This window comes from Mycolicibacterium sp. TUM20985, assembly GCF_030295745.1.
In the GTDB taxonomy this organism is placed as follows: domain Bacteria; phylum Actinomycetota; class Actinomycetes; order Mycobacteriales; family Mycobacteriaceae; genus Mycobacterium.
Genome location: NZ_AP027291.1, coordinates 1111909 through 1126330 on the forward strand (window position 1 = coordinate 1111909; position 14422 = coordinate 1126330).

The 14422-nt window shown below is 67.9% G+C and carries 17 protein-coding genes; 9 read left to right on the plus strand and 8 right to left on the minus strand.

The features are described 5' to 3' along the window. Positions 1 to 5: 5 nt before the first annotated feature. The 4 genes from QUE68_RS05445 to QUE68_RS05460 form a co-directional block, all read right to left on the minus strand. Positions 6 to 446, minus strand: a complete 441-nt coding sequence (locus tag QUE68_RS05445) for a response regulator (protein WP_284232963.1) — start codon at positions 444 to 446, stop codon at positions 6 to 8. Then, positions 443 to 2041 carry a sensor histidine kinase gene (locus QUE68_RS05450; protein ID WP_284232965.1) on the minus strand — a complete coding sequence of 533 codons (1599 nt, stop codon included), beginning with the start codon at positions 2039 to 2041 and terminating at the stop codon, positions 443 to 445. The genes QUE68_RS05445 and QUE68_RS05450 overlap by 4 nt, the downstream gene beginning before the upstream one ends. Next, entirely contained in the window at positions 2038 to 3258 is a 1221-nt protein-coding gene (locus tag QUE68_RS05455; protein WP_454786422.1) for a PP2C family protein-serine/threonine phosphatase, read from the minus strand. Before QUE68_RS05455 ends, QUE68_RS05450 begins: the two co-directional genes overlap by 4 nt. A 67-nt stretch (positions 3259 to 3325) precedes the next feature. After that, entirely contained in the window at positions 3326 to 3721 is a 396-nt protein-coding gene (locus tag QUE68_RS05460) for an STAS domain-containing protein (RefSeq protein ID WP_286275251.1), read from the minus strand. A gap of 215 nt (positions 3722 to 3936) precedes the next feature. Here QUE68_RS05460 and QUE68_RS05465 point away from each other — a divergent pair, with 215 nt between their 5' ends. After that, the gene (locus QUE68_RS05465; RefSeq protein ID WP_284232969.1) at positions 3937 to 6126 is read left to right on the plus strand and encodes a SpoIIE family protein phosphatase; all 2190 of its coding nucleotides are present in this window, start codon (positions 3937 to 3939) and stop codon (positions 6124 to 6126) included. On the opposite strand, the gene QUE68_RS05470 is transcribed toward QUE68_RS05465, so the two are convergent. Together QUE68_RS05470 and QUE68_RS05475 are read right to left on the minus strand one after the other, a co-directional pair. Then, positions 6123 to 7286, minus strand: a complete 1164-nt coding sequence (locus tag QUE68_RS05470) for a PP2C family protein-serine/threonine phosphatase (protein WP_284232970.1) — start codon at positions 7284 to 7286, stop codon at positions 6123 to 6125. The two genes, QUE68_RS05465 and QUE68_RS05470, sit on opposite strands and share 4 nt — an antisense overlap. Next, positions 7283 to 8083, minus strand: coding sequence for an alpha/beta fold hydrolase (locus tag QUE68_RS05475; protein ID WP_284232972.1), 801 nt, complete (start codon positions 8081 to 8083; stop codon positions 7283 to 7285). Before QUE68_RS05475 ends, QUE68_RS05470 begins: the two co-directional genes overlap by 4 nt. Before the next feature lie 96 nt (positions 8084 to 8179). Between QUE68_RS05475 and QUE68_RS05480 the strand changes: the two genes are divergently transcribed. Then, positions 8180 to 8398: a hypervirulence associated TUDOR domain-containing protein gene (locus QUE68_RS05480; protein ID WP_284232974.1), complete on the plus strand. Its 219-nt coding sequence runs from the start codon at positions 8180 to 8182 to the stop codon at positions 8396 to 8398. 45 nt (positions 8399 to 8443) lie between these two features. Here the strand turns inward: QUE68_RS05480 and QUE68_RS05485 are convergent, their stop codons facing one another. Next, on the minus strand, positions 8444 to 9130 hold the full coding sequence (locus QUE68_RS05485; protein ID WP_284232975.1) for an HAD family hydrolase: 687 nt from the start codon (positions 9128 to 9130) through the stop codon (positions 8444 to 8446). A 176-nt stretch (positions 9131 to 9306) separates the two neighbouring features. Here QUE68_RS05485 and QUE68_RS05490 point away from each other — a divergent pair, with 176 nt between their 5' ends. The 5 genes from QUE68_RS05490 to QUE68_RS05510 all read left to right on the plus strand — a co-directional run bounded on the left by QUE68_RS05490 (position 9307) and on the right by QUE68_RS05510 (position 12683). After that, positions 9307 to 9570, plus strand: coding sequence for a hypothetical protein (locus tag QUE68_RS05490; protein ID WP_454786459.1), 264 nt, complete (start codon positions 9307 to 9309; stop codon positions 9568 to 9570). Between the two features lie 68 nt (positions 9571 to 9638). Beyond that, complete coding sequence (locus QUE68_RS05495; RefSeq protein WP_284232979.1) at positions 9639 to 10352, plus strand: glycosyltransferase family 2 protein; 714 nt, start codon at positions 9639 to 9641, stop codon at positions 10350 to 10352. After that, the gene (locus tag QUE68_RS05500; protein WP_284232981.1) at positions 10349 to 11293 is read left to right on the plus strand and encodes an acyl-CoA dehydrogenase family protein; all 945 of its coding nucleotides are present in this window, start codon (positions 10349 to 10351) and stop codon (positions 11291 to 11293) included. Before QUE68_RS05495 ends, QUE68_RS05500 begins: the two co-directional genes overlap by 4 nt. Then, on the plus strand, positions 11290 to 12063 hold the full coding sequence (locus QUE68_RS05505) for a PIG-L deacetylase family protein (RefSeq protein ID WP_284232983.1): 774 nt from the start codon (positions 11290 to 11292) through the stop codon (positions 12061 to 12063). The genes QUE68_RS05500 and QUE68_RS05505 overlap by 4 nt, the downstream gene beginning before the upstream one ends. Next, on the plus strand, positions 12060 to 12683 hold the full coding sequence (locus QUE68_RS05510) for an SAM-dependent methyltransferase (protein WP_284232984.1): 624 nt from the start codon (positions 12060 to 12062) through the stop codon (positions 12681 to 12683). Before QUE68_RS05505 ends, QUE68_RS05510 begins: the two co-directional genes overlap by 4 nt. Here the strand turns inward: QUE68_RS05510 and QUE68_RS05515 are convergent. Continuing rightward, entirely contained in the window at positions 12680 to 13105 is a 426-nt protein-coding gene (locus QUE68_RS05515; protein WP_284232986.1) for an STAS domain-containing protein, read from the minus strand. The two genes, QUE68_RS05510 and QUE68_RS05515, sit on opposite strands and share 4 nt — an antisense overlap. Positions 13106 to 13357: 252 nt before the next feature. On the opposite strand from QUE68_RS05515, the gene QUE68_RS05520 reads away from it, so the two are divergent. Continuing rightward, on the plus strand, positions 13358 to 13912 hold the full coding sequence (locus QUE68_RS05520; protein WP_284232988.1) for a DUF6328 family protein: 555 nt from the start codon (positions 13358 to 13360) through the stop codon (positions 13910 to 13912). 9 nt (positions 13913 to 13921) lie between these two features. Then, a complete protein-coding gene (locus tag QUE68_RS05525) occupies positions 13922 to 14368 on the plus strand; it encodes a hypothetical protein (RefSeq protein WP_284232990.1) in 447 nt (148 codons plus the stop codon). Positions 14369 to 14422 lie beyond the last annotated feature (54 nt).

Here is a 14422-nt window from a genome sequence, read left to right on the forward strand (position 1 = left end):
TGGCTTCAGCCCTGAGGGAGTCGCACCACCTGGACGAAGAACTCGTCGATCTGGCGGACCGCGTTCATGAACTGGTCGAGATCCACGGGTTTGGTGACATAGGCGTTGGCGTGCAGCTTGTAACTGCGAAGGATGTCCTCCTCGGCGGAGGAGGTGGTGAGCACGACGACCGGGATGTGGTTCAGCGCAGGATCGGACTTGATGGTCTCGAGCAGCTGCCTGCCGTCGTACTTCGGCAGGTTGAGGTCGAGCAGGATCAGGTCCGGTGTCGGCGCATTCTCGTAGGCACCGCGTCGGTACAGGAAGTCCAGACCTTCCTCCCCGTCGTGCGCCACGTGCAGGTTGTTCTTGATCTTGTTGTGCTCGAAGGCCTCTCGCGTGATGAGCTCGTCACCAGGGTCGTCCTCCACCAATAGCACGTCGATCGGGCGACCAGCAGGTGTCATTCGGATGTTCCTTCCAGGGTCGTGCGCGTCGCCGATTCGGCCATCGGCGCGGGAATGGGCAGGGTGAAGACGAAACGGGTTCCGTCGGTGTAGGTCGTGTCGATCCAGATGGTGCCGCCGTGATGCTCGACGATCTTCTTGCACAGTGCCAGACCGATGCCGGTTCCGCCGTAGGAGTCGCGCCCGTGCAGACGCTGGAAGATGATGAACACCTTGTCGACGAACTCCGGCGCAATGCCGATGCCGTTGTCGGAGAGCGTGAACAGGAACCGGCCGCTCTCATCCTCCCGGCCGCACTCGATCAGCAGACGCGGCGCCACACCCTCGCGGTGGAACTTCATCGCGTTGCCGATCAGGTTCTGCCACAGCATGGCGAGCAGGGTGTTATCCCCGACGACCCGCGGCAACGGCTCGGGGGGACGGACGATCTCGGCGCCGGTCTCCTCGATCGCCAAGGCCAGGTTCTCCAGCGCGTCGTTCAACCCGGTGTCGACGTCGACCTCGGCCTGCGCCGAGTTGAGCCGGCCCACCCGCGAGAACGTCAGCAGATCGTTGATGAGTACCTGCATCCGCTTGGCGCCGTCGACGGCGAAGCCGATGTACTCGATGCCGCGTTCGTCGAGCTTGTCGCCGTACCGCTTCTCCAGCAGCTGGCAGAACGACGTCACCTTCCGCAGAGGTTCCTGCAGGTCGTGAGACGCGACGTAGGCGAACTGCTCGAGCTCGGCGTTGGACCGGCGTAACTCGATGGCCTGCTCGTCCAATCGTGTCTCGGCCGAACGGGATGCGTCGAGTTCGGCCACGATGCGCTGCCGCATGTCCTCGACGTCGACGGCGATCGCGCGGATGTCCTTCGGCCCCTGCGCCTCGATCTTCGCCGTGAAGTCACCCTCGGTGATGCGTCGACACGACGCCGCGAGCGCGGCCAGCGGGCGGGTGACCGCATTGCGCATCACGAGGGCCAGGGCGATCGCCGTCGCCACCAGGACCGCGACGATGGCACCGAGCACGACGTTGCGCGACCAGCGGATGTCGTCCAGATTCCGGATACCTGCCTCACGGGCTTCGGTGAGATGGTCGTTCTGGGTGTCGAAAAGTGCTCGGATGCGGTCGAATTCGGTCTTGCCGCGGTCGGCGACACCGCCATCGAGCATGGCCGGTCGGTTGGGTTCGATGCTGGCGATGACCGGTTCGGCGAACGATGCGCGCCAGGCGGCGGCGGCCCGCTCGATCGCGTCGAGATCGCCGATCAGCGCGTCGCGGCCGCCGGCTCGTTGCCTGATGTCCTCTACGGCAGCGGCTTCGGCTTGCTGGCCGGCGTAGTACGGGTCGAGGAATTGACGATCGGCCGATATCGCATATCCCCGGATCGCCGTCTCCTGGTCCCGCAGCGCGGCCTGCAGTCGGTACGCCGCCGAGCGCGACGGCTGCACCTCGTCGATCAACTGATGGGACACCTGGTCATACCGATGCAGCAGCAGCGCACCGGTGATCCCCGCGCCGAGCACGAGGAGGCCCACGATCGAGAGCACCAGGGTCTGCCAACCCTGCACGGTCAGGGGGGAGGAGCGGCGGGATTCGGGCGCCTCGATCACCGCTCGGCCCGTTCCACGCGTACGACTGCGACGTCATCGGAGAGCCCGCCGTGCAGTGCAGCCAGTTCCTCGGCGCCGTCGATCAGCGCATCCACGAACGCCTCACCCGGCAACTCCGCCCGCGCGCGGGCCAGCCGGAGGAGGCCCTCCTCGCCAAGCCGTTCGTTGCCGGCGCCGGCGTGCCCCTCGAACAGTCCGTCCGTCAGCAGCAGCAGACCGTGCCCCGGCGGTAGCTCGCACTCGCTGACCGGCCACCGCTTGCCGCCGATGCCAAGGGCGGGTCCCGACGGTGGTTCCAACCAGGCCGCCGAACCAGGGCCGTGCAACAGCATCCCGGGATGTCCGGCGCGGACCACGGTGAAGCTGAGGTCATCGGGGGACAGGGCGATGCTCAGCACCGTCGCGAAGATCGCGCTGCCGGGGCTCTCGGCGCGCAGGATCCGCTCGAGCTGCTGCATGCGTTCGCTACCGCGCAGGCCGGCAAACGTGAGTGCCCGCCAGCCGATGCGCAACGCGACGCCGAGGGCCGCCTCGTCGGGTCCGTGCCCCGAGACGTCGCCGACCATGACGTGCACGGTGCGGTCCGGTGTCTGGACGAAGTCGTAGAAGTCGCCGCCGAGGAGGGCGTTCTCCCGGCTCGGACGGTACTTGGCCACGATCTCGACGCCGGGGTCGTCGAGTAGCAGGGGCGAGGGCAGCAGCCCGCGCTCCAGGCGCGCGTTCTCCTGCGCTCGAAGTTCGCTGGAACGCAGATCCGCCGACGTGAGCTCGGTCTTCTTGCGCTCGATCGCGTAGAGCAGCGCTCTGCGCAGGACATCGGCGTCGACCCGACCCTTTACCAGGTAGTCCTGCGCGCCGGACGCCATCGCCGAGGTCCCGAAGTGTTCATCGTTCAGCCCGGTGAGCACGACGATCGGAATGTCCGGATCACATTTGGTGATGCGATCGAGCGCGACGATCCCATTCGCGTCGGGCAGGTTGAGGTCGAGCAGTACGCAGTCGGGCCGACGTCGGCGCAGTTCGCGTTCCGCCTCGGCCATCGAGGGGGCCCAGGCCATGTCGATGTCGATGTCGGCGTCGGCGACCAACTCCTCGACGAGCAGGGCGTCGCCACGGTCGTCTTCGACCAGCAGCAACGAGAGGGGCCGGGTCTGAAGGCCTATCCCAACCGCGCCCGTCGGTACGGGGCCGCGCAGGGAACCCACGGGCAACCACATCCTTCGAAATTCGCAACGAGGTGCTGCCCCTACTTGACAGTCACATGACAGTACCGGGGGCGCGTCCTCAGCCGCGAAGTGCGGCGATGGCGGCGTCGGCCGTCGGGTATAGCGATAGGAACTCGTCGAGCTTGGTCAGCTGGATGGGGCGGGCAGTGACCGGTCCGCTGGCCACCACCGCGAACTTGCCGGTGCCGCCGACCGCCTCGTGGGTCTCGGCGAGTATCCGCAAACCAACCGACGCCAGGAACGTCACGCCCGTCAGATCAATGATCAGGGCGTCCGGCCTCTTGTCGAGCAGCTCGGCGAGAAGACTCTCGAGCGCCGGTGAGGTGGCGAGATCGACCACGCCGTCCACCGCGAGGACGGTGACGTCGCCACGTCGTTCGACCGACGTGGACATCGGCTCGGCTGGTGACAACGGCCATCCCTTTCTAATGAACTCGTCCATCGTCGTCGGCACGACAGGATGAGCCTAGTGCCCGCCGTCGGTGCCGGACACGAAACGGGTTTGCGGCAGGTGCTTCACCCGCCAGGTTAATGTCAAGATCAGTGACTCGCTGAGTGTTGCGGGCGTCGAACTTGGTCAGAAGCGATTGCGAATGGTCCTCGCAGGGAACACACGCGCGTGAGCGTTGACGTGTCGGCCGTGGCCGCCCGCCGCCGGGGCTTTGCCTGATGGTCGCCGGCGACTTCGGCGCCGCCTACGCGGCCGCCCTGCGTCAGCATCTCGCGGAGCGGGACGAGGCGAGTCTCGCGTCGGGTCACGAACTCGGCCGCGGCGCATCCGAGGCGGGAATCCGTACGGCGGAGATCGTCGAATTCCATTTCGGCGTGGTGGCCGAGACCCCGGGGTCACCGACCGCGACCGCCTTGCCGTTCCTCCTCAGAACCCTCGCCGCCCTCGACTCGGCCACCCAGGGTTTCATCGACCGGGCGAGGCGTTACGAACAGCAACGCGCCAGGGCCGACGAACTCGAGGATCGCTCCGCGTTCCGAACGGCGTTGGTGAACTCCCTTCAGGAGGGGTTCTTCGTCGTCGACAAGGCGGGCACCATCATCGAGGTGAACGACGCCTTCGCTGCGATCACCGGGTGGGGGGCGGACGATCTGCCCTACCCATGGCCCTACCCGTGGCTGGTCGAGGAAGCCGGGGCGGGGCGCCGACTTGCTCAACTCGTCGAGCGGGGCAGTCTGCAGGCCGAAACGTCGATCAGACATCGAGACGGTCATCTTGCTTGGGCGGCACTGCGCATCAACTCGGTGACCGAGGTTGGCGATGATCGCGGCGCCTTCGTCGGCACGATCCGCGACGTCACCACCGAACGCGCATCCGAGATCCGCAGGAATGCCGTCGTTCGGCTCGCCACGGCGCTCGGCGTGGCCACCAGCCTCGACGAAGTGCTCGACGTGCTGTTGGACGTGGTCGCATCGGCCATCGAGGTGACCCGCGTGGTCGTCGCAATGTGGTCCCAAGCGGGCACGGACCCGTCGGTAAGGGTGTCCGGGTCAGCTGGATCAACCCTTTGGAAGGACGTCGATCCGCTGCTTCGGGACGCTTTCGAGTCAGCGCGCGGCTGGCGTCCGCTGGCGGTCGAGGCGGTGGACGCGTCCGACGGGTCGGGTCGCTCGGCGGGCATGATGACCGTGCTGTCCGCGGCGGACGACACCGTGTTGTGGCTCGAGTATCCGGAAGCGAGGACGACGAGAGACGGGGATCGGATCCTGGTCGCGGCGTTGATCGGCCACCTGAGCCTGGCCGTCCAGCACGTGCGTCAGTTCGAGACTGCGAGGGAGGCGTCGCTGACCCTGCAGCGGACGATGACCCCGACCACGAAGCCCCCGGTGGGGTTCGCGGTGCGGTACGAGCCGGCGGTCTCTCCATTCGAGATCGGCGGCGACTGGTACGACGTACTGACCATCGGTGACCGATACATCGGCATCATCGTCGGCGATTGTGTGGGTAGCGGCCTGTCGGCCGCGGCGGTGATGGGACAACTTCGCAGCTCGGCCCGGGTGCTGCTGATCAACGGCACGGCGCCCGGCCGGATCCTCGACGAACTCGACTCGGCGGCGGCCCTCATCGCCGGCGCCTATTGCGCGACCGTCTTCATCGGCATCATCGACACGGAGTCGGGGAAGATGTCCTACAGCAGCGCGGGTCACGTGCCCGCCCTGCTCGCGGTGCCAGGGGCGGCACCTGAGACGCTGACCGGCGCGACGTCGGTGCCGCTGGGGGTGCAGAGGTCCGGCCCACGACCGCAGGCGGCCAAGCTCCTGTCGCCGAGTTCGGTGTTGATGCTGTACACCGACGGGCTCGTCGAACGCCGAGATGGGTTGATCGACAACGGAATCGAACAGGCGGGCCGAGTGCTCAGCGCCAACATCGACGCCCCGGCCGAAGCCGTCGCCGATGCCGTGCTGAGCGATCTGGCCCCGAGGGACGGCTTCGACGACGACGTCGCGATCGTCGTCTATCGGCGGCCGCCGGCACCGCTCGAGATCGACGTGCGGGCGACGCCCGATCAGCTGAGTGACATGAGGGGCCAGCTCACCAGGTGGTTGAAGGCGACCGGCATCCCCGAGGATCTCGCCGGGGACATCGTGCTCGTCGTCAACGAGGCGTGCACCAATAGCATCGAACACGGATACCGCGCCACCAAGCCCGGGCGAATGCTGGTGTGCGCTGAGGCCAAGGGCCGCGGAATCTGCATTCGGATAACCGATTTCGGGTCGTGGAAGCTGCCCGATGCCAACCCGCGGATCCGCGGGCGCGGTGTCCCGCTGATGCGAGCCGTCAGCGGCGAGGTCACCCTCGACGGCACCTCCACGGGGACTACGGTGACGATGACCTTCGAACTCGACTAGCTGCGCGGAACCCCAAGGGCCAGAACGGCGGCATCGTCCTCGACCCCGTCGCCGAGATCGTCGACGAGGGCCTGCATCGCCGCGACGATCCCGCGCGCGTCGTTGGGCGAATGGGCCTCGGCGAACCGCAGCAGTTCACCTTCGTCGTCGAAGCGTTCCGACCCAGTGCCGGTGCGCGCCTCGGTGTATCCGTCCGAATAGGTCACCAGGGTGTCGCCGGGCGTCAAGATGAAACGCACCGACGTGAACGTCGGCGCCGTGAACAAGCCCACCGCCTGACCACCGTCGGTCGCCACGTAGCGCGCGCCGCCGTCAGCCGAGAGGAGAAGGGGTGGCGGATGGCCGCCGGTGGCGATTTCTACGTCGAAGGCTCCTGCGCGCAACGTGATCAAACCGAACAGCACGGTGCAGAACCAACCTCGCTCGGTGTAGGTGTCCTGCTTGAGGACGCTGTCGAGGGTATGCAACACGCCAACGGGCCGTTCCTCTTTCACGGCGGCGGCGCGCAGCGTATAGCGCGTCAGCGACGTCAGGGCGGCGGCGGCGACCCCCTTCCCGCAGACGTCGCCGAGGAAGAAGCCGTATTTCTCGCGCGATAGCGGGAATAGGTCGTAGAAGTCCCCGCCGACGTCCTCGTCCGCGGGACGGTAGTAGTGCGCCGCGGCCTCTAGACCGGGTGGCGGTGACAGGGTGGGGGGTAGCAGCGAGAGTTGCAGCGTCTGGGCGAAACTCACGGCGCGGCCGCGTTCGTCCTCGGCGCGCCTGCGCTCGGCGAGCAGTTCGCGTTCGTAGGACCGGCGGTCGGCGGCGTCGCCGACGACGATGCGAACCAGCGCCGGGCGTCCCTCGGGGCCCGCCTTCACGTTGGCGGTCAGCAGGACGGGGATCCGCCGCCCGCCGGATCCGACGAGGTCGACGGTGACGCCGCTCAGGACGCCCGATGCCAGGAGCATGGGCGCGAAGTGCGTCTCGTAGTGGATGCGGCCGCCGCCGGTGAGCAACCTGGCAAACGGCGTGCCGATCAAGGAGTCCGGCTCGCGTCCCAGCCACGACGCCATCGTCGCGTTCACGGCGCGGATCTCGCCGTCGGGCGTGGTGACGACATAGCCGCACGGCGCGTTGTCGAACGCATCCCCCAGGTCGTCGATGCCGCCCGTCACGACGCGATCGCGAACGCGGCGATCGCGGCCGCCGTCTCGTCGGGTGCGCTGAGCTGCGGGCAATGTCCGGTGGCGTCGATGGTGACGAGTTCGCTGCCGGGGATCTGCCGGTGGGTGTACGCGCCGACCGTCCGGGGTGCCAAGGTGTCGTGTGCGCACTCGATCACCAGCGCGGGGATGTCGACCAGGGGCAGGTCCGCGCGGTTGTCGGAGAGGAACGTCGTGCGGGCGAAGACCCGAGCCTTCGCCGGGTCGTTGCGGCAGAAGACGTCGGTCAGCTCCGCCTGCAGTTCCGGCCGGTCGGGTGTGCCCATGACGTTGGGCGCCATGACGCGCGACCAGCCGAGGTAGTTGCTCTCCATCGATTCGAGGAGCTCGTCGATGTCGGCGGCCGAGAAGCCCCCGGTGTAGCCGTCGTGGTCGAGGTAGCAGGGCGACGGCGTGAGGAGCACCAGCTTCGCGAAGCGGGTCGGATCCGCGACGACGGCCAACACGCCCATCATGGCGGCCACCGAGTGGCCGACGAAGACGACGTCCCGCAGATCGAGGTGTTCCACGATGTCCAGGATGTCGTCGGCGTAGCTCCGCAACGACGAGTAGCGCTCGGCGTTCCAGGCGCGCGACGCGGACTGCCCGGAGCCGACGTGATCGAACAGGACGAGCCGGAACCGGTCCTGCAACCTAGCGGTCACCAGACGCCAGAGGTTCTGGTCGCAGCCGAACCCGTGAGCCAGCATCACCGTCGTTCCCGATTCTGGGCCAGCGAACGTCACGTTGTTCCTCGTGCTCACGTCCACGCGGTCATCCTTTCACGACGCGACGCCGGTCCGGCGATCGAACCTCGTCCCCGGATTCCGTTGCTTGGGCCCATCGATGGTGGGTAATACCGCGCCATGGCGAACGATGAATTCTCAGAGGGTGAGCACGTCGAATGGAAGAGCCACGGCAGCACCGCCGAGGGCAAGGTCGAGAAGAAGATCACCAGTGACACGAAGGCGGCCAAGCGCACCGTCCGCGCGTCGAAGGACGATCCGCAGTACCTCGTCCGCAGCGACAAGAGCGGAGGTGAAGCCGTGCATCGTCCGGAAGCCCTTCACTCGAAGGAAGATTGAGGAGCGCACTGCGCGCGTGCGTCCGCGGGTCGATGCGTCCTCGCCTCAGCCACCGCTGAACGCTCCGACCACCAGGCGGCGGATCGGCGAGGCGTCGAGGCGGTCGGCGAGGTCGTCGGGATCCTCGTAGACGGAGACTGCACCCTCGTGTTCCAGCCTCAGCCGGTCGATGCCACCACTGGCGACGCAGATGCAGGGCACACCGGCCGTGGCCGCCGCCCGCACGTCCCAGACGGTGTCGCCCACGAAGACCGCCCGGTGCGCGTCGACGCCCGCCCGGTCGAGCGCCACCTGAACGATGTCGGGCTGCGGTTTGGCGGTCTCAACGTCCTCGGACGACGTGATGGCCGAGATGATGTCCTCGGTGTCGAGCACCTTGCGCAACTCGGCCAGCTCGTCCTCGGGCGCCGACGTCGCCAGCACCACCTGCAGACCCGACTCGGCGACCAGGTTCAGAAGACGCAGGGCTCCCGGCAGCGGTGTCAGAAGGCCGCTCGTCTCGCGGTAGTACTCGGAATGTAGATCCTTGACGCGCTTCTTCACGTCATCCGACGTGTCCGGAATCAGTTCGCCGAGCAGTGCCGACCCATCCATTCCGATGCGGCGGTGAACTCGCCACGACTCCACGTCCAGGCCGGCCTCGGCGAAGGCGCGGCGCCAGGCGTGCACGTGGAGGTAGTTGGAGTCGACCAGGGTTCCGTCGATGTCGAAGAGCACTGCGGGGGCGGCCATCCGTGCCGCATTCCCACGCCCGCGCAGGTGAAACGTCATCGCCGCCGAGATCAGGGGGACCACCGCGGGCGCCGGGGCCGGAAGTTTCGGCACGTCGGCGGGTGGGCACAAGGAGTTCGACCATGGCGGTCGCAGCAACCATGCAGGAGGAACTGACCTTGAAGCGCGTGAACGTGATGACGAGCATCGTGGCAGCTGGAGTGGTGCTCAGCGCCTTGAGCGGCTGTGGTGCGAAGGTCGAGGGTGGCGACACGTCCTGCAAGGACTACATGTCAGCCAACGATGCCGACCAGCAGACCGCCGTGTCGAAGATGCTCAAGGACGAGAAGGGCACCGACGCGGCGCAGCTCGAGATCACCGGCACCAAGCTGTCGGTGCAGACCTTCTGCCAGACCGCAGGCAAGGAAGACACCAAGATCAAGGAAGCGCCACACTTGTAGCGAGCGCCGGGCTACCGGTGGCATCGGCTGCGAGAGGAGTGCGCGATGGGTGAGCTACGGATGGCCCCTTGACCTTCGAGCGCGCGGTGGTCGTCGTTCCCGCCCACGACGAGGCCCAGCGCCTCCCGCGGTGTCTCAAGGCCATCATCACCGCGGCGGCCGGGACGTCGATTCCGGTTCTGACCGTCGTCGTGCTGGACTCGTGCAGCGACGAAAGCGCCGATTTGGCAGGTCAATTCGGGTCCGACGTGCACTTCGTGGAGGTCGAGGCGAGCAACGTGGGAGCCTCGCGGGCTGCCGGCTTCGCCTATGCCCGCACCGTGTGGGCCGCCGATGAGTACGACGAGGCGCGGGTCTGGTACGCCACCACTGACGCAGACAGTCGCGTCGACGCCGATTGGCTGGTGCGCCAGCTGACGGCGGATGTCGACATGGTGCTCGGTGTCGTCCGTGTGGTCGATTGGCAGCACTTCTCGCCTGCGGCCGTTCGCCGCTATCTGGCCGAGTACCGGGCCAAGCTGCATCGTCGCGGCGGTGGTCACGATCACGTGCATGGAGCGAACATGGGATTTCGAGCCGACTCCTATTGGCAGATCGGCGGTTTCGCCACGCTGGCGTCCCGGGAGGACGTCGATCTGGTGCGGCGGTTCGCTGAGGCCGGCCGACGCATTCACCGAGAGGCCGACCTGTCGGTGGAGACGTCGGCCAGAAGCGAGGGACGAGCGCCCAGGGGTTTCGCGGGCTATCTGCGAGCGGTGTCACGACGGGGCGGCGCGGCATGACGGCCGCGTTGGTTCGGCGCTGGCTCGAAGCGGGCGAACTCGATCTTCCTGCACCGGGTTCCGGCCGCACGGGGTCGCGGTGGTGGAAGCTGGCGGCCATGTCGGAGAACGACGTCGTGGCGGGCAGGCTGGCCGAGGCGCACACCGACGCGCTGGCGATCCTGGGCGAACTCGGCGGGCCGCGTCCTGCATCCGGAGAGCTCTGGGGGGTATGGGCCGCCGAGGCTCCGCAGTCCGTCGTCACCGTCCGCGAGGACGACGAGGGCCGGGCGAGGCTCGAGGGCACCAAGGCCTGGTGTTCCGGCGCGGGGATCTGCACGCACGCCCTGGTGACTGCGCGACGCGACGACAACGCCCGCGGCCTCTACGCCGTCGAACTGAGTCAGCCCGCGGTGGCGCCGCAGCCGGACCAGTGGCGCAACGTCGGGATGCATGACAGCGATACGCGCGCGGTGCGCTTCAATGCCGCGATCGGCGTTCCGGTCGGCCTCCCCGGTGAGTACCTCACTAGGCCGGGCTTCTGGCACGGGGCGATGGGGGTGGCGGCCTGCTGGCTCGGGGGCGCGCGTGGTGTCGCCGCGCCGCTCTACCGTGCCGTTTCCGAAGAACACGAAGGAGCGCCGATCGACGCGCACGCCCGGGCTCACCTCGGGGCGGTCGACGCTGCGCTGGCCGCCGCGGAGGCGATGCTGGTGTCGGCCGCGTGTTACGTCGACGCCGAACCGCATGGTGCCCGAGCCGAACTCATCGCACGCCGCGTCCGCGCCGTCGTCGAGCACGCCGTCGACGAGGCCATCACCCGGACGGGGCGGGCCCTCGGGCCTGCACCCCTGGTCCTCGACGGCCGTCACGCGCAGCGGGTCGCCGATCTGACGATCTACGTGCGCCAGAGCCACGCCGAGCGCGATCTGGCCGCCCTCGGCAAGCTAGCCGCCAGGTGAGCCCGGTGACGACTGGCAACGGCGCCAGGTTCGCCGCGGAACCCATTTCCGGTGGCGGAACCCCGGCGACCGCATGGCGCGAGTGGGTCGACGCGATCCCCGCGCTGGACCTCTCGGAGTGCCCGGGGCTGCTCGTCGTGGCGCCGCACCCCGACGACGAGACGCTCGGCTTCGGGGCGGCCGCGTCCCAGCTGCGTTCGCGGGGCGTCGAGGTCACGGTGGTGTCGGTGACCGACGGCGGGGGTTCCGTTCCCGGGTTGTCGCCAGTGGAACGACGATGGCTCGAGCGCGACCGGCGGGCCGAGCTGTTCGGTGCCATCGAGGTCCTCGGTCTGGACGAGCCGGTCTGCCTCGGGTTGCCCGACGGTGAGCTCGCCGAGCGGGAAGAACAGCTGACCGCGTCGCTCGTCGAGCTGATCACGGCGGGTCAGGCGGGGCTGTGGTGTGCGGCGACCTGGCGCGGTGACGGGCATCCCGACCACGAGGCCGTCGGTCGCGGCGCTGCGGCCGCGGTCGCGGGCACCGATGCCGTGCTGCTGGAGTATCCCGTCTGGATGTGGCACTGGGCCCGACCGGGCGACGACGCGGTGCCGTGGGACCGGATGGCGATGGTTCCCCTCGACCAGGAGTCCGCGGCCCGCAAGCGGCAGGCGGTCGCCGCGTTCCACACGCAACTGGTCGGGCACGAAACCGGCACGGACGTGGACGTGGTCCTGCCGCCATTCGTCCTGCAACGTCTGTTCGCGATCGGAGAGGCGGTGATCCGATGAGACGGCTCCCCGACAGCTACTTCGACGACGTCTACGCCGGCGCTCGTGACCCGTGGGCGCTCGCCGAGCGGTGGTACGAGGCGCGCAAGTACGCGATCACCATGGCGATGCTGCCGCACCCGCGCTATCGGCACGCGTTCGAGCCGGGGTGCTCCATCGGCACACTCACTGAACGGTTGATCGACCGATGCGACCACGTCACTGCCTGCGACGTGGCGAGAGCGGCCCTCGACACCACCCGCGAGCGCATCGGCGACGCGCCGAACCTCACGCTGGCGCTCGCGTCGCTCGATGATGAGTGGCTGGGGACGGACGTCGATCTGGTGGTGCTGTCCGAGGTCGCCTACTACCTGACCGCGGACACGCTGCGCGAGGTGCTCGACCGCGAATGCGCCCGGCTGGCCGATGGCGCGACCGTCGTCGCCGCCCACTGGCGACACCCGGTGGGTGACTATCCGCTGTCGGGCGACGAGGTGCACGTGCTGATCTCGGACACCGACGGGCTGACCGGTGTGGCCCGCTACCGCGACGACGACGTGGTCATCGACGTGCTCCTGAAGGGGCACGCGCAATCGGTCGCCGCACGCACGGGCGTGCCGGGCGCACCATCGGGGAGCTAGCGGTTTGAGACCAGCCGGAGATGGCTGCGCGGCGGTCGGACGACCGCGGTGATGGCCGACTCGAGCGTGTGTGCGACCGGCAGTCCACCATCGGGATCGCAGATGTGCAGCACCCGGTCGACCTCGCCACCCGGTAGCAGCACCCAGTTCACGGCGTGGCGAGAACACATGACGTTGATCCGATGTAGGATCGAAAACCCTTGCGTGCCAAAGAATGTCAGGCCGCGAACGTCGACGATCAGACGGCTGACGGTGTCCAGTCGGGCTTCGGCATACTTGCCGAGTTCGAGGGCGTTGGCCGCGTCGACTTCGCCGTTGACCGTGATGAGCACGATCGAGGAGCGGATGGACGAGGTGGCGAAACCTACGCGGTCGCGTGGCTGAGTCGGTTTGCCGGGGTATGTGCCGGGGGCTAGGGACACGGGGTTCTCCAGGGGGCGAAGTGCTCGATCGAGAGACTTACGTCAAGGGAACGGGCCCTGTTGCCTAAAAGCCGCCGCTCGCTGTAATGCCGGGCGTCGATGACGTCATCCTGGCTGTGAGTTCAACCTGAAGTAAACCTTAGTACGGAATCCTCACCCGAACAATGGCGTTTCGCTCCCCTCACCGGGTTTGTTCCTCGAAGCGGAGGGCACCCCGCTCGTAGCGACGACAGCCATCGAGGAGCGTGTGACGTGGACGTCGACCATCCCGAGGCCGACCAGGATTGGGATCGCCGGGCGCGGTCGGAGACCCAGACCGAACGGCTGGATCGCAACTGGTCCAGCCTCCTCCAGGAACTGCGCGTCGTGCAGACCGGTGTTCAGTTGCTGACGGGCTTCCTCCTGACGCTGCCCTTTCAGCAGCGCTTCGACGTCCTCGACGGTGTCATGCGGAAGGTGTACCTCGCGTCGGTGGCGAGTGCGGTGGCGAGTGCGGTGGCGGCGTCGGTGTTGCTGATCGCTCCCGTCGGCATCCACCGCGTCCTCTTTCGGCAGCGGCGCCTTCAATCGCTCGTCTCCGCGGCCCATCGGATGGCCTACGTTGGCCTGCTACTGCTGGGCTTGGCCTTGGCGGGGATGACCTCGATCATCTTCGACGCCGTCGCCGGACATCCGGCAGAGCTCGTTGCCGGCGGTGTGGCGTTGGCTGCGTTCACGGTGTTCTGGGTGGTCGTACCGCTGTGGATGAGGGTTTCTGGCGGCGCTGTGTCGGGTAACCCCGTGACAGTCGAGACGGGTGGAGAGTGAGAGCCGCAGATGGCCTCCAAGCATGCGCAGTTCGAGCCGCGGTGGTCGGCGGCGAATTGCGCGCTCGCCGTCACTGCCTTCGCCATCGCCTTCGCCGCCATCGTCGCGGCCATCACGGTGCACGCCGTCGACGGCCGGGCGACGTCGGCCCAGGAGGCGTCTCCGACCGCTCCCTCAGCGGTATCGCACTTCAGCCAGTTGGGCACGATCGTCGCGGTGTCGCCCACGTCGGTGACGGCGCTGAGCGTCGATGGCGTCGCCAGGACGTACGTGATCAACTCCGACACCAACGCCATCACCGAACGCGGCAGTCTGGTCGGCGGTGCGGCAACGGCCTTCGCCGTGAACGACGAGGTTTCCATCGTCGGGATCGAGCGGGACGGTACCGCCGTCGCGACGGCGGTCGCCGACCAACGGGTCAGCAGCCTCAACGGTCCGCCCATGGACGGCGTCTGAAGTCCGAGCGGCCTCTTGATCGAATGGGCACCGTCGAGGCATGACGTAACCTCG